This window comes from Bradyrhizobium sp. Mp19, assembly GCF_029952935.1.
In the GTDB taxonomy this organism is placed as follows: domain Bacteria; phylum Pseudomonadota; class Alphaproteobacteria; order Rhizobiales; family Xanthobacteraceae; genus Bradyrhizobium; species Bradyrhizobium elkanii.
In genome coordinates this window covers 52,082-75,062 of sequence record NZ_JASAUT010000027.1, presented here as the reverse complement: position 1 = coordinate 75,062, position 22,981 = coordinate 52,082, and the positions used below count along the sequence as shown (strand labels likewise).

Sequence of the window (22,981 nt, the reverse complement as noted above, 5' to 3'; positions counted from 1 at the left end):
CCCGGATTGCGCTCCGCTCCATCCGGGCTACGCACGGGGATCCAGTACGCCGCGGTTTATCCGCTGAAATACAACTGTCTCTGGAATACTGGATCGCCCGCTTTCGCGGGCGATGACAGCAACGTTCGGGGCGTAGAGCGCGCTCTACTCCTGAATCCCGTAGCGGTGCAGGTCGTTGCCGTAGGTATCGAGCCAGTTCTTGGCACGCGTCACCGACGCGCAGACCTTGTCGACCACCCGCCAGAACCGCGCCGAGTGGTTCATCTCGACGAGATGGGCGACCTCATGCGCGGCGAGGTAATCGAGCACGAAGGGCGGCGCCAGGATCAGCCGCCATGAGAACGACAGCGAACCCGCCGAGGTGCACGAGCCCCAGCGGCTCGACTGATCGCGGATCGAGATCCGGCGTACCCGCACACCGAGTTCCGCGGCGTGAAGCTGTGCCGACTTCTGCAGATCCTTGCGCGCCTCGCGCTTGAGGAAGTCGTGCACGCGGCGATCCATGTGCTCGACGCCGCCGGCGACGCAAATGATCTTCTCGCCGCTGTCGCGCGTCTCGGTCCAAACCGTGCCGCGCTCGCCCGAGCGGTGCACCAGGCGATGCGGCACGCCGCGCAACGGCACCACGGTGCCGGGCTGGAACGGCGCGGCCTTCGGCAAGCGGCCAAGACGGGCGGCAATCCAGCCGCCATGGAGATTGGCGAACTCCTTCGCTTCGGGAATCGTGCCGCGCGGCGGCATCGTCAGGATCGCCTCGCGATCGGTCGGATGTATCCTGAGCGTGTAGCGGCGCGCGCGCCTGTGCCGGCGCAATCTGACGGTGAAGAACTGGGAGCCGTGTCTGACCAATACGGTCGCGGGTTCGGCAGGCCGCCGATAGAGGAGCGCGCGAGTAGCCATTTCTGAGAGTCCGGGGAGCAGGAGTTCGCCCGAACTTTGCCATATCCGCCGCCAGGGAAAGCGCTCGGCGCAAAAACAAATCATTTGCCCAATATACAGGGGTTGGCTGTTAATTGACCTCTACCGGCTGGGGTCGGAACCGGCATTTTTTCGATGAATCAAGGTTACGAAAAAGGCCCAAGAAATGAAAAAAAATTCATCGCTTGAGCCTTGGCCGATTTGAGATTCTTTTAGTTAAATCAGTGACTTGCGCGACTGCAACAATCGCGGCCGGGGTGATACCTATTCGGCCGCGGCGACCAGGGAAAGCCGCGTATTGGCCGCCGAAACCATGAAATCGGAGATTCGCGGCACGATTTCGGAGCGGAAACGCGAGCCGTTGAACACGCCATAGTGCCCGACGCCCTTCTGCACGTAATGCACGCGGCGATGGTTCGGAATCGCGGTGCAGAGCGCGTGCGTCGCCTCGGTTTGACCGAGGCCGGAGATGTCGTCCTTCTCGCCTTCGACCGTCATCAGCGCGACGCGGCGGATCTTCGACGGATCGACCGGCTTGCCGCGATGGGTCATCTCGCCCTTCGGCAGCGCGTGCTTGACGAAGACGAGATCGACGGTCTGCAGGTAATATTCGGCGGTGAGGTCCATCACCGCGAGATATTCGTCATAGAATTCGCGGTGCTTGTCGACGAGATCGCCGTCACCCTTGACCAGATTGGCGAACAGCGCCTTGTGCGCGTCCATGTGCCGGTCGAGGTTCATGCTGATGAAGCCGTTGAGTTGCAGGAAGCCCGGATAGACATCACGCATCACGCCCGGATGCGGGAACGGCACCTTGGTGATGACATTGTTGCGGAACCACTCGATGCCGCGCTCTTCCGCGAGGTTGTTGACCGCGGTCGGATTGCGTCTGGTGTCGATCGGCCCGCCCATCAGCGTCATCGACAGCGGCACGAACGGGTCGTTATTGGCTTCCATCACCGAAACAGCTGCCACGACAGGCACCGAAGGCTGGCACACCGCGATGACGTGCATGTTGCCGCCGAGTGCGTGCAGCATCTCGATCAGGTAGTCGACATAATCCTCGAGATCGAACCGGCCGGCCGCGAGCGGCACCATGCGCGCATCGGCCCAATCGGTGATGTAAACCTCGTGCGTCGGCAGGAATGCCTCGACCGTGCCACGCAGCAGCGTCGCATAGTGGCCCGACATCGGCGCCACGATCAGCACGCGCGGCTGCGGCGAGCGCAACGGCCGCGTCAGCTTGCGATCGAAATGCAGCAGGCGGCAGAACGGCTTTTCCCAGATCGAACGGACCTCGACCGGGGTGCGGATGCCGTTGACCTCGGTCGTCGGCAGGTTCCATTCGGGCTTGCCGTAGCGGCGCGTGGTGCGCTCGAACAGCTCACAGCCGGCGGCGATCGACTTGCCGAACTCGGTGTGGGTCCACGGATTGAGCGGATTCTGAAACAGGATCTTGGTGGCGTCGGTCACCGCGCGCACCGGGTTGAGCGACGCATGCGCCATCTCGTACATCCAGTACAAAGGCGTCGTGAGTGCCGGGCTGCCTTCCGCCGCTAGTGGCGGGGCACCGCCAAATTCACCGATGGGCATAGTATTTTCAGACCCCTGTTTTGCGCCGCAGCATACTGACCAATGCGTAACAATGCGTCAATGCGCCGCGAGCCGAATCTGGGGGCGATATCGGGCTAATACACCGAGAATCCACGAGAAAGTGACATTTATTCACCACCGGCGAGCAGCGAGCCGTTGCGCTTGGCGCTCTGCAAAAGGGCAAGAAAGATCGCAAAAGAGGCAGCGAACAGGATGGCGTTGATGGCCAGCGCCCACGCCATCAGGTCGGCGCGGAAGACGTGATCGATCAACAGCGAGCGCATGCCTTCGAACACGTAAGTCGGCGGCAGCGTCCAGGCGACAGCTTGCAGCCAGCCCGGCAGCACCTCGACCGGATAATAGATGCAGGCCAGCGGCATCACCGCGAACATCAGCGTCCAGACGATGCTTTCCGCCCCTAACCCGTTGCGCAGCACGAGGCCGGAGGCGAACACGCCGACCGACCAGCTCGTGAAGATCAGATTGCAGAAGAACGCGATCAGCGGCAGCCCGATGGCGTAGAAGTTGAAGCCGAAAAAGAACAGCGCCAGCAGCGTCATCGGGATCACGCCGATGGCGAGCCGGATCAGGCTCATGATCATCAGCGAGAGCAGGAATTCGATCGGCTTGAGCGGGCTCATCATCAGGTTGCCGAGATTGCGCGCCCACATCTCCTCCAGGAACGAGATCGAGAAGCCGAGCTGCCCTCGGAACAGGATGTCCCACAGGATCACGGCGCCGATCAGCGTGCCGCCCGCCTTGGCGAAGAAGCCGGATGCCTGCGAGATGTAATTCTGCAGGAAGCCCCAGGTGATGATCTGCAATGCCGGCCAGTAGACCAGCTCCAGCAGCCGCGGCCATGACGACATCAAGAGATACCAATAGCGCAGCACCATCGCGTTGATGCGTTGCAGTGAAATGGTGTGCTGGTGCTGGCTGACGAGTTCGCTCATGGTGCCCCCTCCCGCACCCGGCCGCGCGCCACGTCGAGAAACACCTCCTCCAGCGTGTCGCGGTTGTAGCGCGCCATGATCCGCTCGGGGCTGTCGTCGTCCTCGATCTTGCCGCGCTTCATGATGATGACGCGGTCGCAGAGGCGCTCGACCTCCAGCATGTTGTGTGACGCCAGCAGGATGGTCGCGTTATGGGTCTTGCGGTAGGTCTCGAGATGCTGCCGCACCCAGTCGGCGGTATCCGGGTCGAGCGAGGCGGTCGGCTCGTCGAGCAGCAAGAGGTCCGGCTCGTTGATCAGCGCCTTCGCCAGCGCGACGCGGGTCTTCTGCCCGGCGGAGAGCTTGCCGTTGGAGCGGTCGAGGAATTCCTTGAGATCGAGATCGTCGGCGAGCTGGTCGATCCGCTCACGCAAATGCTGCACGGCATAGAGGCGGCCGAAAATGGTCAGGTTCTGCCGCACCGTGAGCCGCATCGGCATGTCGACATAGGGGCTTTCGAAATTCATCCGGCCGAGCACATCGTAGCGCTGCTCGGGGATTCGTGCACCGAGCACCTCGACGCTGCCGGAGGTCGGCAGCACCAGGCCCATGATCATCGCGATCGTCGTGGTCTTGCCGGCGCCGTTGCCGCCGAGCAGGCCGGTGATGCTGCCGCGCGCGATGCGGAACGAAATATCGTCGACCGCGCGGGTGGTCTTGTAGACCTTGACCAGATGCGCGACGTCGATCGCGGCCGATCCGCCCTGATCGACCGCCGGCGTTTGCGCCTGACCTGTCCCGATCTGTTGCATATGGCCGTCATTGAGCCATTGCGACAATAAGCGCAAGGCTCGGCGGTAATTAAAGGCTTGGCTGTAATTAAAGGCTTGCCCTGCATCGTTGCGCCAAGTCGCGAATTTGTGCGCCGCCCACGGCACAGCTAAGGTCCAGGAATGACCGATGTCGCCTCCGATTTCCGCCAACCCCGCCGTTACGTCCGCCTGGATACGATCCTGCGGCTGCGCTGGCTCGCCGCGCTCGGCCAGCTCGTCGCCATCTTCATCGTGGCGCAGGGACTGGAATTCGACGTTCCGATCGTCCCATGCGTCACCATCGTGACGTTCTCGGCGCTGCTCAATCTGGCGCTGCAGATCGCCTTCAACCCGATGCAGCGGCTGGAGCCGGCCTATGCCGCCGCGCTGCTCGCGTTCAACATCGTCGAGCTCGGCGGGCTCTTGTACTTCACCGGCGGATTGCAGAACCCGTTCTCGTTCCTGTTCCTGGCACCGGTCCTGATCTCGGCCACCGTGCTGCCGATCCGGCTGACGATCGCGCTCGGCTGCCTTGCGGTCGCCTGCGCCTCGGCGCTGTTCTTCTACCATCTACCGCTGCCCTGGGACGCCGACGATCCCTTGGTGCTGCCGCCGATCTATCTGATCGGCGTCTGGCTTTCGATCCTGCTCGCGATCGGTGTCACCAGTCTTTACGCATTCCAGGTGACCGAGGAAGCGCGCCAGCTCTCCGATGCGCTCGCCGCGACCGAGCTGGTGCTGACGCGCGAACAGCACCTGACCCAACTCGACGGCCTCGCTGCCGCCGCCGCGCATGAGCTCGGCACGCCGCTGTCGACGATCTTTCTGATCTCGCGCGAGCTCGAGAAGACGGTGCATGACCCGGCGATCGCCGGCGACCTCAAGACCTTGCGCGAGCAGGCGCAGCGCTGCCGCGACATCCTGAGCAAGATCGCGCAATTGTCATCGAGCGGTGCGCCGTTCGACACCATGAAGCTGTCGACCTTGATCGAGGAGGCGGTGGCGCCGCATCGCGATTTCGGTATCAACATCAAGGTGCGGCTTGCTGTCGCAGCAACGCCTGAACCGGTCGCCGCGCGCAATCCGGCGATCCTCTATGGCGTCGGAAACATTCTCGAAAATGCGGTCGATTTCGCGCACCAGACCGTCGAGGTGAACGCATGGTGGAACGCCGAAACCGTTGAGGTCGTCGTCTCCGATGACGGTCCGGGCATCGCGCCCGACATGCTGAAGCGGATCGGCGAGCCGTATCTGTCGCGCCGCAGGGGTGCGGATGAGGCCCAAAACCCACGTGGGGGCCTCGGTCTGGGCGTTTTCATCGCAAGGACGCTGCTGGAACGCACCGGCGCCAAAGTGTCGTTTACCAATCGCACCTTCCCCGATCACGGCGCCGTGGTGCAGATCGTCTGGCCGCGAGAGAGCTTTGAGGAATCCGCGCCGGGCGACGAAACCGAATCCTAAGAACGATTCTTAATCGCAACTCTGGCATTACGGATGCATTGCTCTTTCCAGACGAGCACGCGACTTTCGGCTGCCTTGGCAGCGCCACGGTAGGACCCCATATTGTTGGTGTCTGCCACAGGGAAAAATGGACCGTGAACGCCATCACTGAATTGAATGACCATGCTGACCGCTCGCTCCTCATTGTTGAGGACGACAAGCCGTTCCTGGAACGCCTGTCGCGCGCGATGGAGACGCGCGGCTTCGCAGTGAAGTCATGCGACACGGTGTCTGATGGTCTCGCCGAGATCGGCCGCGCCGCGCCCGCTTTCGCGGTCGTCGACCTCCGGCTCGGCGACGGCAACGGCCTCGACGTCGTTTCGGCGCTGAAGCGCAAGCGCCCCGAGGCGCGCGCGATCGTGCTGACCGGCTACGGTAACATCGCCACCGCCGTCACCGCGGTGAAGATGGGCGCCGTCGATTATCTCTCGAAGCCCGCCGACGCCGATGACGTCGTCGCCGCGCTGCTCGCGACCGGCACCGAGAAGTCCGAGCTGCCGGCCAATCCGATGTCGGCGGACCGCGTGCGCTGGGAGCACATCCAGCGCATCTACGAGATGTGCAACCGCAACGTCTCGGAGACCGCGCGCCGTCTCAACATGCACCGCCGCACCTTGCAGCGCATCCTCGCCAAGCGCGCACCGCGCTAAGCAGGATTCATATTGGTTTGCGATGGCCGGGTTATTGCCCGGCCATTTCCGTTCGATCTCCCGTAACCCGGATGGAGCGCAAGCGAAATCCGGGGCAGCGCAGTCGGCGGCAAGACTCACCCGGATTGCGCTGCGCTCCATCCGGGCTACTTGATTTCACACCGTCATCCTGAGGCGCGAGCGGAGCGAGCCTCGAAGGATCGACGGCCATCAGCCGGGCCGTGCATCCTTCGAGACGCCGCTTCGCGGCTCCTCAGGATGACGGATCACAACCGCACCTGTCCTAAAACTCGTGCCCCTGCGGATCGACCAGGCGGTTGATCCGCTGCGCCGCCGCCATGGCAAAACGCACCGTCATCGCCTTGCGGGTTGCCGCCGGCAGGCGATGCTCCGGCGCCTCGCAATGCAGATGCGCGCCATAGGCGTCGGCGATGATCAAACCGGTGTCGACGGGAAAGATCTCGCACGGCAGATCCTGCGTGAAGGCGAAGAACAGCCGGTCGCAATGCATCCGGTAGTCCTGCCATTTCTGGTCGGCGCGCAGATCCTCGACCGATGACTTGATCTCGACGATCCAGATCTCGCCGCGCTCGTTCAGCGCGACCAGATCGGCTCTTCGGCCGGACGGCAGCGGCAATTCGCTGATGCAGGAAAATCCCAGCGATCTCAGAAGCCTCGCAGTGCCGCGCGCGATCGCAAGCGCGGTCTCCGACTGGCGTCGGTCGGGCACGGGCACAAGCGCGATCTGGCGGGCGGGTGAGTCCATCGCGCGAAGATTAGCCGATTCCACGAGAGCATGATCCGGAAAAGTGGAAGCCGGTTTTCCACGAAGATCATGCTCCAGCCGATAGAGGGCGGGAGCGCCGGAATCGGCAGCAAATTCGCGAGGAAGGCGCCTTGATTCCGGCCTCAAGGCACCGCGAAGCCGACGGAACCTGGTTCCGAGGGACGCGGCCAGATCGTCACCATCGAGACGCCGTTCGACGAGGACATCATCATCCTGCCAGCGCCAGATCAACAGCACCGTGATCCCCTACGGTCCGCGCCCGCTGCAGGAGCGAACGGAATCCAAGACCCAGCAGCTAGCGAGCGTCGCCGCGGCTTCGCCGGCCCGTGCGTCGGAGATGGCAAGCTTCATCAACAAGCGCGCCAAAGTGACGGCGGAGGCGGTCACCGGCGACGGTGACCTGGTCGCCGACGTCGCGGCCGGCCGCAACGATGTGGCAAAGGTCACGGACGAGGATCTGCCGGACAATCTCCGCGCCATGAAGCCGGAAGCACGCAGCGCCGAGATCGACAAGCAGATCGTCCAGCGCAAGGCGTTGAACGAGAAGCTCGCCACGCTGGTCGCCAAGCGCGACCAATACGTCGCCGAGCACCGCAAGAGCGCGCCGAAGGCGTCGTCGTTCGATCGCGTGGTCGAAGACACGCTGAAGGCGCAGATCAAGCGGTAGCCACTCGGCGCGGAGCGTCGTTCGGCTCCCGTGCGGGACGGCGCTCCGCAGGAACCCGTCGCCGCCTCACCGCTTATCCTCCCGGCCGCCGTCACGGGTGGACTGGAGAGGATTGCCTTGTGATCGACGACCTCTGGTACAAGAACGGAGTGATCTACTGCCTGTCGGTTGGCACCTACATGGATGCCAACGGCGATGGCATCGGTGATTTCAGCGGCCTGCTGCGGCGCCTGGACTATTTGCACGGGCTCGGCATCACCGCGATCTGGCTCATGCCGTTTCAGCCTTCGCCCAACAGGGACGACGGCTACGACATCTCGGATTATTACGACGTCGATCCGCGCTACGGCACGCTGGGCGATTTCGTTGAATTCACCCATGGCTGCCAGCAGCGCGGCATCCGCGTCATCATCGATCTCGTCGTCAATCACACCTCGGATCAGCACGCCTGGTTTCGATCAGCGCGCAGCTCGAAGGATTCGCCGTACCGCGACTGGTACGTCTGGTCGGACAAGAAGCCCGCCAATGCCAATACCGGCATGGTATTTCCCGGCGTTCAGAAATCGACATGGACGCGCGACAAGCAAGCCGGTGCCTGGTACTTTCATCGTTTCTACGATTTCCAGCCGGACCTCAACACATCGAACCCGCATGTGCAGGCCGAGATCTTCAAGATCATGGGGTTCTGGATCCAGCTCGGCGTCTCGGGCTTCCGCATGGACGCCGTGCCGTTCGTGATCGCGACCAAGGGCGCCTCCAGGCGCAAGCCGGTCGAGCAGTACGACATGCTGCGATCGTTTCGGGAATTCCTGCAATGGCGCCAGGGCAACGCGATCATTCTCGCCGAAGCCAACGTATTGCCCGAGACCGACATGGAATATTTCGGGCGTGACGGCGACCGGATGCACATGATGTTCAACTTCCACGTCAATCAGCATCTGTTCTACGCGCTGGCGTCGGCGGATACGAAGCCGTTGGCGAAGGCCCTCACGGCGACCAAGCCACGGCCCGCGACCGCGCAATGGGGCTTGTTCCTGCGCAATCATGATGAACTCGACCTCGGCCGCCTCTCCAAGCCGCAGCGCGAGACCGTGTTCGAGGCATTCGGTGCCGACAAGAGCATGCAGCTCTACGACCGCGGCACCCGGCGACGGCTTGCGCCCATGCTGGGCGGCGACCGCCGACGCATCGAGCTCGCTTACAGCGTGATGTGCACGCTTCCCGGCACGCCCGTGATCCGCTACGGCGATGAACTCGGCATGGGCGACAATCTCGACCTGCCCGAACGCGGTTGCGCGCGCACGCCGATGCAATGGTCGACCGAGCCGCACGCTGGCTTCACCGAAAGCGATCGGCCATGTGTGCCCATCATCGACAATGGACCGTATGGCTATGAGCACGTCAACGCGGCCAAGCAACGGCGCGCCCCCAATTCGATGCTGAACTGGACCGAGCGGATCGTCCGCATGCGCAAGGAAGTCCCCGAGGTCGGCTGGGGAGATTTCAAGGTTATCGCAACCCGAAATCCCGCCGTCCTGATCATCCGGTACGACTGGCGTAACAACTCGGTGCTGTTCGCGCACAATTTCGCGGAAAAGCCGCTCGAGATATCTTTCAACGTCGGGCTGCCCGACGACGCCGGCAATCTCCTGGTCAATCTCCTGACCGAGGATCACAGCCGCGCCGACGATGCCGGTCGCCACAAGCTTCTGATCGAGGCCTACGGCTATCGCTGGTACCGGGTCGGTGGGCTCGACTATCTGCTCAAGCGCAGCGATATCGATACCAACGAGCCCCGCACACGGCGTCAATCGTCCTGATGCGGTCCGAGGATGACGCCCTCATTGGCGCGCAGATCGAGCACGCCTTCGACCTTCTCACCCTGCCGGTCCATCAAGGTCGACAGCAAGACTTCATTGCTGAAGCCGATCGCGCTTGAGGAGACCGACGCGGCGGCCGCGCCGAAGTTCAGCGCGATCACGACGACGCCCTCAGTGCTGCGCCGCCGGTAGAGTAGCACATCACCGTGCGCCGCCACCGGCTCATAGCTGCCATGGACGAGCTGCGGCAGCCTTCGCCGCAGCGCGATCAGCGCCTTGTAGAGGTTGAGGATCGACGTCCTCTCCGCCTCGAGACTTGCGACATTGTCGCTGGCAAAATCCTGCGCCAGCGGCAGCCACGGCGGAGCTGTCGAGAAGCCGGCATTGCGCTCGGCGCTCCACTGCATCGGCGTGCGGCAGCCGTCGCGGCCGACGCCGATGTCCGGCACGTTCTTCTCGAAGGGATCGCGCACCTGATCCGGCGCAATCGCAACCTGGCGCATGCCGATCTCGTCGCCGTAATAGAGCGTCGGCGTGCCGCGCAACGTCAGCAGCAGCATCGCGGCGACCGGCGCCTGCGCCGGCCCCACCCGGCTCGCCACCCGCGGCCGGTCGTGATTGCCGAGCACCCAGTTCGGCCACGCACCCGGGGGCAGCGCCTTTTCGTAATCGGCGATGATCATCTCGACCGCTCGCGCGCTCCACAAGGTCGACAGCAGCGCGAAGTTGAACGGCATCTGCGCGCCGCGCAGATCGTTGCCGTAATAGGCAACCAGCCGGTGCAGCGGCAGGTAGATCTCGCCGATCAGCACGCGGTTGTCGAATTCCTCGGTGACGCCGCGCATCTCGGTGATGACGCTGTGCACCTCGAGCTGATCGGTCGAATACTGCGTCAGCAGCTTCTCGTGCGGCGGCCGGTCCGCGCGATAATGCGGGTTCGTCGGGTTATCGCGGAAGTCGGCATCCTTGATCAGGTGCCAGATCACGTCGACGCGAAAGCCGTCGACGCCCTTGCGCAGCCAGAAGCGCATCACGTCGTAGATCGCGTCCCTGACCTCGCGATTGCGCCAGTTGAGATCGGGCTGCTGCGCAAGGAAGGCGTGATAATAGTATTGGCCCGAGGCCTCGTCATACGCCCAGGCGCTGCCGCCGAACTCGGACAGCCAGTTGTTGGGCGGGCCGCCGTCCGGCGCCGGATCGCGCCAGATGTACCAGTCGCGCTTGGGATTGTCGCGCGAGCTCTTCGCCTCGATGAACCAGGGATGCTGGTCGGATGTGTGGTTCGGCACCAGATCGAGGATCAGCTTGAGGCCGGAATCGTGCGCGGCCGCGACCAGCGCGTCGAAATCCTCCATCGTCCCGAACAGCGGATCGATGCCGGTGTAATCGGAGATATCGTAGCCGAAATCGGCCATCGGCGACGGGAAGATCGGCGACAGCCACACCGCGTCGACGCCAAGCCGCGTCAGATAGGGCAGCCGCGTGATGATCCCCTTGAGATCGCCGACGCCGTCACCGTCGCTATCTCCGAACGAGCGCGGATAGACCTGATAGAAAATCCCGCGTCGCCACCAGTCCCTGTCGTCCTGATCCATCCCGTCCCCCCAAGCTCGCAGCCCGGCCCACGCCGCTCCGCGCCCGGAGCGGCCGATCGGTTCAGGGATGACGCACAATTCGGGACGGAAAGATGGCGCCGTAGCGCCGTAGCCCGGATGGAGCAAAGCGTAATCCGGGACCACTTGCACAATTGGCGAGATTCCCGGATTTCGCTTCGCTCCATCCGGGCTACGGGTAGCTTAGTGCCGGGCGATCGCCAGCTGATAGATGGTGATCAACACCTCGAACAGGATCAGAAAGACGATGATCAGCTCCAGCCGCAGCGAGCGGCTGGTGTCGATGATGTCGGTCAGCACCTGCGCGGTCTCGGCGACGACCGCGAGCTTGCGGTTCAGCGATTCCGCACGCTCCTTCAATTCATACTCGTCCTCGAGCCTGGCGTAGAGTCGCTCGAGCTGCGGCTTGTCCCAGAGGATATCGGGCTTCTCCGACACTTCGACCGGTCCGGCCACGCGATGCCGCACCAGCAGCGCGTTGCCGATGTGCTTGAGGATCGCCACGCGGCCGCCATGGACGCGGCCGCCCTTGGCGAGCTCACGTGCAAGCGGCTCGGTCGTGTCGAAGACCGCCCGGACCTCGCGCTCGTGCCGCGCCAGCACCACGCTTTTCGCCAACGCCTCGCCGACAAGGATCAGCCGCTCCGGCGAGAGGCCTTGCAGATAGATCGGGCCGCCCGGCGGAATCTGATCCTCCTTCTCGGCGGCGAGCTCGATGATTGCGATCTCCTCCTCGCGCCGCGTGAACAGGCCGGTCATGCGCGACTGCAGGCTGCGCAGGAATTCATCCTCCTCCAACGCATTGAGGCCGATCAGGACGACGACGCCGTAGCGGAACAGGATCGCCACACCATTGTCATTGACGCGAAACGCCAGCGGCGTCGTGGCCAGCACGTCGCCGCGCTCGAGGCCCGATGTGTTGATGCGGTCCGCGACGAAGAAGGCGCGCGCGGTGGTCCGGGGTCCGCCGATCGATGATTTGGGAGCCTGGGTCATGAAGTTCCGGACGGCGAGGACTTGAATCGTGATCGAGAGCGGCCGCGTACCGGCCTGCTCGCGAACTTGTTCTGCTGGAGGCGACCTTATCACGGTCCGTTTTGGGATCACACGCCGGGGCAGCCGCATTTCCGGTGCGTGTTGACGGCGTTTGCCGGAAGCCTATGGTGCCCTCATGAACGAGACAACCGACACCAAACCGAAGGCCGGCGCGATCATCGTGCCGGTGACGCTGTTCGAGCAGAACTGCACCATCATCTGGCACGAGCCCACCAAGAAAGCCGTGGTGATCGACCCCGGCGGCGACGTGGCGAAGATCCAGGCCGCGATCAAGCAGACCGGCGTGACGGTCGAGAAGATCTGGCTGACCCACGGTCATATCGACCATGTCGGCGGCGCCGCCGAACTGCGCGACGCGCTGCAGGTCAAGATCGAGGGCCCGCATATCGCCGACAAATATCTGCTCGACAATGTTGTCTCGAGCGGCGAACGCTTCGGCATGACCGGGGTGCGCAATTTCGGGCCGGACCGCTGGCTCGATGAGGGCGATCAGGTCTCGATCGGCGATCTCACCTTCGACATCCTGCACTGCCCCGGCCATTCACCGGGCAGTGTGGTGTTCTTCAACAAGGAGCTGCGCTTCGCCCATGTCGGCGACGTGTTGTTCGCCGGCTCGGTCGGGCGCACCGATCTGCCCGGCGGCAGCCATCCGACGCTGATCCAGTCGATCAAGGACAAGCTGCTGCCGCTCGGCGACGATGTCGGCTTCATCTGCGGCCACGGCGCGGGATCGAGCATCGGCCAGGAGCGGATGACGAATCCGTTCCTGACCGGCGAGATGTAGCTACTTCATCAGCCCCGCGGCGGTGAGCGCCCGCGTGATGGCGCCGCCGACATCGACACCCTTGCTCCGTCGCTTGCGCGGCCGGTCGCTCTTGCGGCCGGATGCCACCTCCGGCTCGGCCGCGGGCACCGGTACCGTCATCGACACCGTGTCGGCGCGCTCGCGCGGGATTCCGGTCGGCGCGATATGCGGCTGACGGATCTTGTCGGTCAGGCCGAAGAAGCTCGCGATGTGATAGGACGACGAGATCCCGGCCTCGATCAGGAACGCACCCTCCACGCCATAGCGCTCGTCGTTGTCGGCAAGCCCGAGCGGCGTGCCATGCGCCATGTCGGCGATGGTGTAGGACTCGACCAGGGTTTCGCCATCGGCGTTCCACCAGACCTCGCGAGGATGGCCGTCGACATCCGCCTTCGACATCGCAGCAAGCGGCAGGCCGTGCACGTCGAGCCACTGCCGGACGATCGCATCGGCATTGCCCGGATGCACGGTGCGGTCGGCACTGCCGTGCCACACTGAAATCCTCGGCCAGGCGCCGCCATGCGTCGAGGCGTTGCGGACGAGACCGCCGAGCTCGAGCGCGGACAGCGCGCTGCCATGCATCATCGCGTGCAGCGCCTCGCGCAGATCGTTGGCGACGCCGAACGGCAGGCCGGCGATGATGGCGCCGGCCGCGAACACATCCGGATAGGCCGCGAGCATGACCGACGCCATCGCGCCGCCGGCGGACAGTCCCGTCACATAGATTCGGCGCGGGTCGATCTCGTGCGCGCCGACCAGATGCGCGATCATCTGCCTGATCGACGCGGCCTCGCCCTGCCCGCGCGCGATGTCCTGCGGATTGAACCAGTTGAAGCAGGTGTTGCCGTTGTTGGAAGCCTGCTGCTCCGGCATCAGCAGCGCGAAGCCGTAATGCGCCGCAAGCGCCGACCAGCCGGCACCGAGATCGTACGACGCGGCGGTCTGGCCGCAGCCATGCAAGACCACGACGAGCGCGGGCGACCGCGCCAGCTGCGCGGGCACGAACGAATACATCTTCAGATCGCCGGGGTTGACGCCGAATTCGGTCGTCTCGACGAGCGGCGTCGGCACGGCCGGCGCGAGTGCGCCAAGGCCGCTGAACGCGTTCATCTTCGGCAGATGACGCAGAAATTCGACGTTGTTGATCAGGGACAACAGCAACTCCTGAGGTGATTTAGTCTTCTGTGTCACCCGATCAGATAATTGCTGCACTGCAAAATGAAAAGGCCGTGTGCTGTCTTTCCCTGCGGAATTGTGAGAATCGGCGTTAATGCGTGATCGCGCTGCGGACCGGCCAAAATGGTTGCCATAGCACCTTGTTTGAGCACCAACTTTTCAGGAATGCGCGCCACGTGCTGCCGGATTCACGTGGTGGCGCGGCGCATCCATGACAAAAATGCGGCTGAAATGGTGATCGACAGCACAAACAATGCGCATGCCGCAAACAGCGCCAGACGTGCTGACATCGTGCTCTCGATCGCGAAGAAGACTGCGCCGATCGCGGCAACGCCGGCCGCGTTGCCGATCTGCGTCGTGGTGCCATACATGCCGGAGCCGGCACCGGCGCTCGCGGGCTGCACGCTCGCGAGCACCGCGCTCGACAGTGGCGCCATGACAAGCCCCTGGCCGTAGCCGAAGATCATCAGCACCAGTGCGAGCAGCAGTGCCGACGGTGCCGCGACCGCCTCAATTGTCGCGACCAGCACGGCGAGACCGACGATCTGCAGCGCACAGCCCTCGATCAGCACCAGCGTGCCGCGATGCCTGGCGCGCAGGCCGCTGTGACGCGAGGCAACCACGAAGGTCAGCGCCAGCGGCACGAACACCAGCCCGGCCTCCAGCGGCGGAATCTGCAAGCCCCTCTGCATGAACATGGTCATGATGAGGTAGAAGGACAGGTTCGCGAAGAAGAAGAAAAACACCGCGACCAGCCCGCGCATGAAGGCGCGATCCGACAGCAGCGACAGATCGATCAGCGGCATGCCGCCGCGGCGCGCGACGGACCGCTCGAGCCGCACGAAGGCCGCGATCACAGCGATGCCCACTGCCATCACCAGCCACACCCATGCCGTCCAGTTAAGATCATGGCCGAACAGCAGCGGACCGATCAGGCACAGCAGGCCCGCGAACAGCACGATCGCGCCCGGGATATCGAGCCGCGTTCCGGCGCGGCGCGGCACCGTCGGCATGATCTTCAGCGCCACCGCGATGATGACGACGCCGCACGGCACGTTGACGAAGAACACGGCGCGCCAGCCGAGCCCGGCGAGGTCGAGTGTCACCAGCACACCGCCGAGCATGAAGCCGGCGGCGCCCGCGAGCCCCAGCACGATGCCGTAGATGCCGAACGCCCGCGCGCGGGCGGCGTCTGAGAACAGCAGATGCAGCGTCGCCAGCACCTGCGGCACCATCAGCGCCGCGGTTGCGCCCTGCGCGAGCCGCGCGACGATGAGCTCGGGCCCGGACTGCGCGAGACCGCACCACAGCGAGGTCACCGAGAATCCGGCGACGCCGGCGATGAACACGTTCCTGGTGCCATGGATGTCGCCAAGCCGGCCGCCGGTGACCACCAGCGTGGCATAGGCGATCAGGTAGATCGCGATCACGGCCTCGATCTGCGCCGGCGTCGCGTGCAGCTCCGCCGCGATCGTCGGGATCGCGACGTTGACGATGAAGGCATCGACACCGAACATGAATTGCGCTGACACCACGATCGCCAGCACCCACCAGCGGCGCGATGTGTCCGCTCGCGTCGAAACGATCTGGTGCATGTCCTGTCCTGCCCGAAATGACGTTATGGCGGACATCAGCAGATTCCGATCATCGCTTCGATTACCTGCGAGGTAAGCCCGGGATCACGGACGCTCGAGCCCCGGCTGCCAATTTGCGTTGACGCGCTGGAAAACATTCCGGACGGCGGCAATCGCCGCCGATTTGCGCAACAACCATGCGACCGCCGCAACCCCCGAGCATTGCCTTGCCCCGGGCCACCCCGTAGGTTGGCGGAAAGCCCCCGATAACAATAGTCCGGAGAGAACGACCCATGGCGCGCCTCAAATTCGGAGCCTTCCTCGCCCCGCATCACCCGATCGGCGAGCATCCGATGCTGCAATTCCGCCGCGACCTCGATTTCGTCGAGCAGCTCGACGCGCTCGGTTACGACGAATTCTGGTGCGGCGAGCACCACTCCTCGGGCTGGGAGACCATCGCCTCGCCGGAAATGTTCCTGGCCGCCGCCGGCGAGCGCACCAAGCGCATCAAGCTCGGCACCGGCGTAATCTCGCTGCCCTATCACCACCCCTTCAACGTCGCGCAGCGCATGGTGCAGCTCGACCATATGACCGGCGGCCGCGCCATCTTCGGCTCCGGCCCCGGTGCGCTCGCCTCCGACGCCCATACGCTCGGCATCGACCCGATGACCCAGCGCGACCGCCAGGACGAGGCGATCTCGGTGATCCGCCGCCTGTTCAACGGCGAGCGCGTCACCGCCAAGACCGACTGGTTCGAGATGCACGACGCCGCGTTGCAGATCCTGCCGCTGCAGGAGGACATGCCGTTCGTGGTGGCCTCGCAGATCTCGCCATCGGGCATGACGCTCGCCGGCAAATACGGCATCGGCATCATCTCGCTCGGCTCGATGTCGACCCAGGGCCTGATGGCGCTGCCGCAGCAATGGCAGTTCGCCGAGGACGCCGCCAAGAAGGCCGGCACCACCGTGAGCCGTTCCAACTGGCGCGTGCTGCTGTCCTGGCACATCGCCGAGACCCGCGAGCAGGCGCGGCGCGAGGCCGGCGCCGGGCTGATGCGCTGGCACAACGAATATAATGTCGGCACCCTGATGCGGCCGGGCCTGACCGCGTTCTCTTCGCCGGACGAGGCCGTCGACAAGACCGCCTTCGTCGAAGGCGCCGCGTCCACCATCGGCACGCCGGATGATCTGATCAAGATGATCAAGAATCTGGTCGATGTGTCGGGCGGTGTCGGCTCGATCATCGGCTTCGCGCACGACTGGGCCAATCCGGAAAACACCCGCCGCAGCTGGGACATGGTCGCGCGCTATGTCGTGCCCGAGATCAACGGCTATATCGACGGCCTGCGCAAGTCGCGCCAGTTCCTGATCGACAACCGCGCCGTGTTCGAACGCGCCGGCCAGGCTGTCATGGCCAAGATCATGCAGAACGACAAGGCCGCCGCCGCGCTTCAACAAACCGGCCCCGGCCGCGTCGCGATCCCCGCGGTGAATGCACCGGATCTTGCGAAGGCAGCGGCCAAGCAGAAGGTGTGAGGGCGCCGCGGCGCCACCGTTCGTTCCGTCATCGTGAGGAGCGCGAAGCGCGTATCGAGGGATGCACGGCCACAGTCGGGCCGTCGTGCTTCGAGGCTCGCTTCGCTCGCACCTCAGCATGACGGTGATGAGGTAGCGCGCGACTCCGACCCCGCGTCGTCCTGGCGAATGCCAGGACCCATAACCACCACATTTCGTTGTGAAAGGAATCGTGGCCCCAGCGTCGCTCGACAATGAACATTCGGGATAATGGGTCCTGGCCTTCGCCAGGACGACGGTGAGGATGGGTCGCGATTCAAGACGTCAAACAACGCGGTGTCATCACCCGCGCATGCGCATGCGGGTGATCCAGAGACGTCGATGCTTGAGCCGAGAGGCCGCGGCGCGCTGGATCGCCCGGACACCGACGTGAGTGCACAATTCTTCCCGCGCGTCGTCCCGGCGCAGGCCGGGACCTATACGCCGCAGCTTCTGCGTCAGTTGCGCAATCAGCGTCCACCGCATCCCACGCCGCGTTCGTGACGACCGCGAAGCGCCCCTCGATCGGGTGAGACGGGCGGAATTGAACATCTGATTTGCCCGACGACGGAAGCGCTAATTTGCCCGTCGGGTTAATTTGCCGCACCTGATGCCAGCGACGCCGGCTTGTGTCGCTTGTCACCCTTCGCGACCAGCAGCTTCAACAGCTGCGCCGTCACTGCAATATTCGGAGAATTTCATCGACGGTTGCGGTGACCGACCTCGCTGTTTCGATCTCGTAGTGAGCAGACTTCCGTAACAGAGGCTCGATGGTCGAGATCAAATGGCAAACCTTGTCCCGCTCCTCCGCGATTTGACCGTAGCCGCCGGATCGCATCGCAAGCCGCTCCATGATTGTTGCGATAGGAGCCGAGAGAAGGACTATGACATCGATCATGGAAAAAAGTCGGCGCATGTTCTCGGCACAGCCGCTAATGAACAACGTACCGTCTCCTGGCTTGGACAGGAGCGCGCGAACGCGATCTTCTCGCCAGACCCAGTCCTTTCCTTGCGTTGGCGTCAGCGTGTCTGCGGGATCTGTGTCGACCCATTGAGACCACTCGGGCGTGTCAAGGTCGTAAGCCTGATGACCTCGCGCAACCAGCTCTTCGATCGCGGACGATTTCCCCGTTCCAGACATGCCCGTGATCAAGACGCGCGTCATGCATTTTCCTCGCCCTCAAGGAATCTGCCGTGCACGTTATGGATTGCTTCCGCCTTCGCCAATGCTTCTGCGGACAAATCGCGTCGCTCGCAATGACGGATGCCGCTACCCCGCCCCCTGATCGAACGCCTTGCGTAGCGAGACGTAGCCCGCCTGCTGCTGGCTCCAGTTGCGGCCGCCGGTGATGGCGCCGTCGATCACGAGGTCATGGCCATTGATGAAGCTCGACTCGTCGCTCGCCAGGAACACCGCGGCATGCGCGATGTCGTCGGGCAGGCCGGCGCGCGGGATCGGCTGTGCCGCCTTGTAGACCTCGCGCATCACGGCCGCGGTCTTCTCCGCCGCTTCCGTGGACAATCCGAGCGCCTTGCCGAAAATGCCGGTGGCGATCGCACCGGGCGAGATCGAGTTGACGCGGATGCCGGACTCGCCGAGCTCCATCGCCACGCATTTGGTGAAATGGATGACCGCGGCCTTCGCGGCGCCGTAGACCATCGACGAGGAGAAGCCGGCGAGCCGTCCGGCGATGCTGCCATTGTTGATGATGCTGCCGGAGCCCTGTTTGCGCATGTAGGGCGCGGCATGCTTCATGCCGAGCATGACGCTGCGCACCAGCGTCGCCATCGCGGCGTCGAACCGCTCGACGTCGAGACCTTCGATGCCCCCGGTCTGCGCCGGGCCGCCGGCATTGTTGAACAGGCAGTCGATCCGGCCGAACTTCTCGACCGCAAGCGCGATCAGCGCCTGCATCTGTTCCTCGACCGTGACGTCGGTCTGACGAAACACGCAAGCCTCGCCGAGCTGTTGCGCCAGCGCCTCGCCCTCCGGCGCGCGGCGCCCGGCGATCACGACCTTCGCGCCCTCCGCGACAAAGATCTCCGCCGTGCGTAGCCCGATGCCGCTGGTCGCGCCTGTGATCACCGCGACCTTGCCGTCCAGCCGTCCCATATCGGTCCCTCAACTTACGTATGATGTTGCGGATATTCCCCAGCTCCTGCTGCCAATACAAGCACTTGCACGCCGCCACGCTCGCGAGGTCCGCCTGTGGCCAGAAGGCCACAACTGCGGTTTTTCGGTCGCAGCGGCCTTATTTTGGGTCGCCTGTTCACGTGAACTGGAACGAGCAATGGCGAAATGGATCGATGATTTCAGGGCGTGTTGGCGGGGCGATGTCCAGCCGTCGGTGCGGCTTGCGGTCGCCTTCGCGGTGCTTTGTCTCGTTTTGGCCACGGCCGCGCGCTTCGGGCTCGCCCAGATCCGGCCGGACGTGTTCTTCACGCCCTATTTCCCGGCGGTGTTCTTTGCCACCGCCCTTGGCGGTTTCCGGATCGGGATCGCAACCGCGCTGGCGAGCGGGCTGCTCGGCGTGGTGCTCAATTTCAGCGGCGCGCACGCCGATCCGGCGCGCTTTGCGCTGTTGATGATCTTCTGGGTTGTGTGCGGCATCGCGATCTGGGGCGTGGAGCACTACCGCTCCCTGGTCGCTCAGCAGCGCGAAGTTTCCAAAAGGCTGATCGAGGAAGAGCAATACCGCAAGGTCGTGGTCGACGAATTGCAGCACCGGCTGAAGAACAAGTCCTCGACCATTCACGCCGTGCTGCATCAGGCGCTGCAAGACCGGCCCGATGTCTGGCAGCGCATCGACCATCGCATCCGCGCGCTCTCGGCGACCGACGATCTGATCGCGCGGGTCGACGGCTATGGCTGCGATATCAAGGATTTGCTGCGCTCGGAACTCGGGCCCTACGGCCACGTGCGGTTCAACCTTAATGGCGAGCAGCTGTTCCTGCCCGCCAAGCTCGCCGTCTCGCTGGCGCTGATCTTCCATGAGCTCGCAACCAACGCCGGAAAATACGGCGCCTTCTCCTCGCCGCGCGGATTTTTACAAGTGTCATGGACCGTCGACGACGGACGTCTCAACGTGATCTGGGACGAGACCGAGGGACCGGTGGTCGAGGCGATCGGCGAAGCCGGCTTCGGCACCAAGCTGCTCAAGTCGGCGCTGCGGCCGTTCGACGGCAAGACCGAGATCAGTTATCTGAAGACCGGTGTTCACTGCACCATGCAGTGCAAGCTTCCGAGCTGTTGATAAGTCGTCATTCCGGCACAGCCGCATGTGTTGGTGCAACCGCGCGCGCCGCAATCGCTTTCACCAGCGGCCAAAGCCGACATTGATACTCTGTTAATGACGATTGCCGCGACGGCTTGCGAAAGCCGTCGCGGTCTCATTCTGTCACGGCATTTCGCAGGTCCGCTTAACCAAAACTACAACGGACTTTGCCAAGGTCGGCGCATGCACAGTCTCACCAGACACGATTTTCAGACGGGCGCGGCAGTGACCGGCCAAGACGATATTTCCAGCAATGAATTACGTATCCTGCGCGACCTTCTCCAACTGCTGCCGGCGGGCGTGACCGTTCAGGACGAGCAGGGCGAGCTCATCCTGGTGAATGAAGCAGCAGCGAGCCAGCTGCAGCTGGCAGCCAGCGCGAGCCAGCCGTCCCCGGTCGACGAGCGCCACGCCGCCAACCTCGACCTCCTGCGCAGCGGCCGTCCGGTGGTGCTCGAGGAAGTGCTCTCCTGCGGCGCCTCCAAATATGTGTTCCTGACCTCGCACCGGCCGGTCCGGATCGCCGGTCGCAATCTCCTGATCTCGACCTCGACCGACATCAGCGAGCAGAAGGCGTTCGAGGACCAGCTGTTCCGCTCGGCCTATTACGACGAGCTGACCGGCCTGCCGACCCGCCGGGTGATCGAGCACCGCGTCAGCGGCCTGATCCGCGACGATTCGCAAAGCCATTTCGCGCTCGCCTTCCTCGACGTCGACAACTTCAAGCACATCAACGACTATTACGGCCACGCGATCGGCGATGCGCTGCTCGTCGAACTGTCGAAGCGGCTCGGCCACGCGCTGCGCGAAACTGATATCCTGTCGCGCATCTCCGGCGACGAATTCCTGCTGCTGCTCAACCCGATCAGCGGCAATGACGAAGTCGCCGAATTCATCCAGGTCATGCAGGAGCGGCTGAAGGCGCCGTTCTTCATCGAGGAATCCGAGATCTTCGCGTCGACCTCGATCGGCGTCAGCCTCTATCCGATGCATGGCCGGAGCTACGAGGCGCTGCGCCAGAACGCCGACATCGCGATGTACCGCGTCAAGAACAACGGCAAGGGCTCGACCGCGTTCTTCGACAACAGCATGGAGCGCGAGGCGCTGGCGCGGATGAAGATCGAGCAGTCGCTGCGACTGGCGATCCTGGAAAAGCGCTTCTGCTGCGCGTTCCAGGCCAAGGTCGATATCCGCACCCAGGAGGTGAAGGGCATCGAGGCGCTGGTGCGGCTGCGCGACGACGAGGGCGTGATCCAGGCGCCGGGCACCTTCATCAACCTCGCGGTCGAGCTCGGCCTGATCGACGAGCTGACGTTCCTGGTGCTGGCGGAGATCGTCAAGTCGATCGACCTGATCAACGATACGTTCGGCCCGATGGCGACGATCAGCATCAATGTCGCCGCCAAGCAGGCCTCGAACCTCGAATTCATGCGCCGGTTCGCGCGCGCGATCGAGGAGACCGGCTTCCCGAAACGCTTCATGATCGAGGTGACCGAGGACGCGTTCGTGACGCGGTCGCATTTCCAGGACCGGATCCTGCCGATCCTGCGCGGCATCGGCGTCGGCATCTCGATCGACGATTTCGGTATCGGCTATTCGTCGCTGTCGGCGCTCGCCGACATCACCGCCGACGAGATCAAGATCGACCGCTCCTTCATCACCGACATCCATCAGCGGCCGCGCAGCCAGGGCATTCTGCGCGCGATCGAATCGCTGAGCGAGGCGCTCGGCATGACCGTGATCGCCGAGGGCATCGAGTCCTACGAGGAGCTCACCTATCTGCAGGCGGCGACCAAGATCCGCTATGCCCAGGGCTATTACTTCGCCAAGCCGATCTTCCTTGAGGATTTGAAGCCGGCGACGCCGGTCGCCAGCGAAACGCGCGCCAGCATGGCCGCGCGCCCGGCCCTGGAAGGCCGCCAGACCTATTCGCGCGCCAGCGGTTTCCGGCGGTAGGGGCGTGACGTGACTGCGCTCCCTCTCCCGCTTGCGGGCAGGGCTATCGCATTTCGTGGCGGTGCTCTCGTGGCCATCCTTCGAGACGCCCGCCTTCGGCGGGCTCCTCAGGATGAGGTCTTGTTTTGCGGCACAATAGTAGACCCTCATGGTGAGGAGCGCCGCTTGCGGCGCGTCTCGAACCACGAGGCCAAGCACTTGCGCGGTCGCCAAGGGGCATATGCGATAGCCTTGCGCTTGCGGGGGAGGGTTGGGGACGGGGTCTAATCGCGAGTCGTTCTGTAGAGAAAGCCC

General features: G+C 64.0%; 21 protein-coding genes. 9 read left to right on the top strand and 12 right to left on the bottom strand.

What is annotated here, in order from left to right:
- Window positions 1-144: 144 nt before the first annotated feature.
- From QJT82_RS26495 to QJT82_RS26480, 4 genes are all read right to left on the bottom strand, one after another.
- Complete coding sequence (locus tag QJT82_RS26495) at window positions 145-984, bottom strand: SprT family zinc-dependent metalloprotease (RefSeq protein WP_028341466.1); 840 nt, start codon at window positions 982-984, stop codon at window positions 145-147.
- 198 nt (window positions 985-1,182) lie between these two features.
- Window positions 1,183-2,511 carry a polyhydroxyalkanoate depolymerase gene (gene phaZ / locus QJT82_RS26490; protein ID WP_028341465.1) on the bottom strand — a complete coding sequence of 443 codons (1,329 nt, stop codon included), beginning with the start codon at window positions 2,509-2,511 and terminating at the stop codon, window positions 1,183-1,185.
- 128 nt (window positions 2,512-2,639) lie between these two features.
- The gene (locus QJT82_RS26485) at window positions 2,640-3,464 is read right to left on the bottom strand and encodes an ABC transporter permease (RefSeq protein ID WP_028341464.1); all 825 of its coding nucleotides are present in this window, start codon (window positions 3,462-3,464) and stop codon (window positions 2,640-2,642) included.
- On the bottom strand, window positions 3,461-4,255 hold the full coding sequence (locus tag QJT82_RS26480; RefSeq protein ID WP_035631809.1) for an ABC transporter ATP-binding protein: 795 nt from the start codon (window positions 4,253-4,255) through the stop codon (window positions 3,461-3,463). The genes QJT82_RS26485 and QJT82_RS26480 overlap by 4 nt, the downstream gene beginning before the upstream one ends.
- 141 nt (window positions 4,256-4,396) lie before the next feature.
- On the opposite strand from QJT82_RS26480, the gene QJT82_RS26475 reads away from it, so the two are divergent.
- Together QJT82_RS26475 and QJT82_RS26470 are read left to right on the top strand one after the other, a co-directional pair.
- Window positions 4,397-5,716 (top strand): ActS/PrrB/RegB family redox-sensitive histidine kinase, encoded by a 1,320-nt coding sequence (locus tag QJT82_RS26475; RefSeq protein WP_028341462.1) that lies wholly within the window; start codon window positions 4,397-4,399, stop codon window positions 5,714-5,716.
- A gap of 134 nt (window positions 5,717-5,850) precedes the next feature.
- A complete protein-coding gene (locus QJT82_RS26470) occupies window positions 5,851-6,405 on the top strand; it encodes an ActR/PrrA/RegA family redox response regulator transcription factor (RefSeq protein WP_016845514.1) in 555 nt (184 codons plus the stop codon).
- 283 nt (window positions 6,406-6,688) lie between these two features.
- Here the strand turns inward: QJT82_RS26470 and QJT82_RS26465 are convergent, their stop codons facing one another.
- The gene (locus QJT82_RS26465) at window positions 6,689-7,171 is read right to left on the bottom strand and encodes an MmcB family DNA repair protein (RefSeq protein ID WP_028341461.1); all 483 of its coding nucleotides are present in this window, start codon (window positions 7,169-7,171) and stop codon (window positions 6,689-6,691) included.
- A 259-nt stretch (window positions 7,172-7,430) separates the two neighbouring features.
- On the opposite strand from QJT82_RS26465, the gene QJT82_RS26460 reads away from it, so the two are divergent.
- Together QJT82_RS26460 and QJT82_RS26455 are read left to right on the top strand one after the other, a co-directional pair.
- Window positions 7,431-7,859: a hypothetical protein gene (locus tag QJT82_RS26460; RefSeq protein WP_051447919.1), complete on the top strand. Its 429-nt coding sequence runs from the start codon at window positions 7,431-7,433 to the stop codon at window positions 7,857-7,859.
- Window positions 7,860-7,978: 119 nt separating this feature from the next.
- Window positions 7,979-9,679: an alpha-amylase family protein gene (locus QJT82_RS26455; RefSeq protein ID WP_264641739.1), complete on the top strand. Its 1,701-nt coding sequence runs from the start codon at window positions 7,979-7,981 to the stop codon at window positions 9,677-9,679.
- Here QJT82_RS26455 and QJT82_RS26450 read toward each other — a convergent pair.
- Window positions 9,667-11,274, bottom strand: coding sequence for an alpha-amylase family glycosyl hydrolase (locus QJT82_RS26450; RefSeq protein WP_028341459.1), 1,608 nt, complete (start codon window positions 11,272-11,274; stop codon window positions 9,667-9,669). The genes QJT82_RS26455 and QJT82_RS26450 overlap by 13 nt on opposite strands.
- A gap of 201 nt (window positions 11,275-11,475) precedes the next feature.
- Window positions 11,476-12,288 carry an RMD1 family protein gene (locus QJT82_RS26445; protein WP_028341458.1) on the bottom strand — a complete coding sequence of 271 codons (813 nt, stop codon included), beginning with the start codon at window positions 12,286-12,288 and terminating at the stop codon, window positions 11,476-11,478.
- 175 nt (window positions 12,289-12,463) lie between these two features.
- Here QJT82_RS26445 and QJT82_RS26440 point away from each other — a divergent pair, with 175 nt between their 5' ends.
- Window positions 12,464-13,132 (top strand): MBL fold metallo-hydrolase, encoded by a 669-nt coding sequence (locus tag QJT82_RS26440; RefSeq protein WP_028341457.1) that lies wholly within the window; start codon window positions 12,464-12,466, stop codon window positions 13,130-13,132.
- Here the strand turns inward: QJT82_RS26440 and QJT82_RS26435 are convergent, their stop codons facing one another.
- Genes QJT82_RS26435 through QJT82_RS26425 form a run of 3 tightly spaced genes read right to left on the bottom strand, consistent with a single transcriptional unit; the run spans window position 13,133 to window position 15,924 of the window.
- Window positions 13,133-14,308 carry a PHB depolymerase family esterase gene (locus QJT82_RS26435; RefSeq protein WP_028341456.1) on the bottom strand — a complete coding sequence of 392 codons (1,176 nt, stop codon included), beginning with the start codon at window positions 14,306-14,308 and terminating at the stop codon, window positions 13,133-13,135. It abuts the gene before it with no gap.
- Between the two features lie 32 nt (window positions 14,309-14,340).
- Window positions 14,341-14,505: a hypothetical protein gene (locus tag QJT82_RS26430; RefSeq protein WP_155258552.1), complete on the bottom strand. Its 165-nt coding sequence runs from the start codon at window positions 14,503-14,505 to the stop codon at window positions 14,341-14,343.
- A gap of 12 nt (window positions 14,506-14,517) precedes the next feature.
- The gene (locus QJT82_RS26425; RefSeq protein WP_028341455.1) at window positions 14,518-15,924 is read right to left on the bottom strand and encodes an MFS transporter; all 1,407 of its coding nucleotides are present in this window, start codon (window positions 15,922-15,924) and stop codon (window positions 14,518-14,520) included.
- A 272-nt stretch (window positions 15,925-16,196) separates the two neighbouring features.
- Here QJT82_RS26425 and QJT82_RS26420 point away from each other — a divergent pair, with 272 nt between their 5' ends.
- Window positions 16,197-17,438: an LLM class flavin-dependent oxidoreductase gene (locus QJT82_RS26420; RefSeq protein ID WP_028341454.1), complete on the top strand. Its 1,242-nt coding sequence runs from the start codon at window positions 16,197-16,199 to the stop codon at window positions 17,436-17,438.
- 360 nt (window positions 17,439-17,798) lie between these two features.
- Window positions 17,799-17,960 carry a hypothetical protein gene (locus tag QJT82_RS26415; protein WP_155258551.1) on the top strand — a complete coding sequence of 54 codons (162 nt, stop codon included), beginning with the start codon at window positions 17,799-17,801 and terminating at the stop codon, window positions 17,958-17,960.
- Between the two features lie 172 nt (window positions 17,961-18,132).
- On the opposite strand, the gene QJT82_RS26410 is transcribed toward QJT82_RS26415, so the two are convergent.
- On the bottom strand, window positions 18,133-18,621 hold the full coding sequence (locus tag QJT82_RS26410; protein ID WP_028341452.1) for an AAA family ATPase: 489 nt from the start codon (window positions 18,619-18,621) through the stop codon (window positions 18,133-18,135).
- Window positions 18,622-18,726: 105 nt separating this feature from the next.
- Window positions 18,727-19,569 carry a glucose 1-dehydrogenase gene (locus QJT82_RS26405; protein ID WP_028341451.1) on the bottom strand — a complete coding sequence of 281 codons (843 nt, stop codon included), beginning with the start codon at window positions 19,567-19,569 and terminating at the stop codon, window positions 18,727-18,729.
- 178 nt (window positions 19,570-19,747) lie between these two features.
- Between QJT82_RS26405 and QJT82_RS26400 the strand changes: the two genes are divergently transcribed.
- Both QJT82_RS26400 and QJT82_RS26395 read left to right on the top strand, forming a co-directional pair.
- The gene (locus QJT82_RS26400; RefSeq protein WP_028341450.1) at window positions 19,748-20,710 is read left to right on the top strand and encodes an HWE histidine kinase domain-containing protein; all 963 of its coding nucleotides are present in this window, start codon (window positions 19,748-19,750) and stop codon (window positions 20,708-20,710) included.
- A 204-nt stretch (window positions 20,711-20,914) separates the two neighbouring features.
- A complete protein-coding gene (locus QJT82_RS26395) occupies window positions 20,915-22,687 on the top strand; it encodes an EAL domain-containing protein (protein ID WP_028341449.1) in 1,773 nt (590 codons plus the stop codon).
- Window positions 22,688-22,981: the final 294 nt, after the last annotated feature.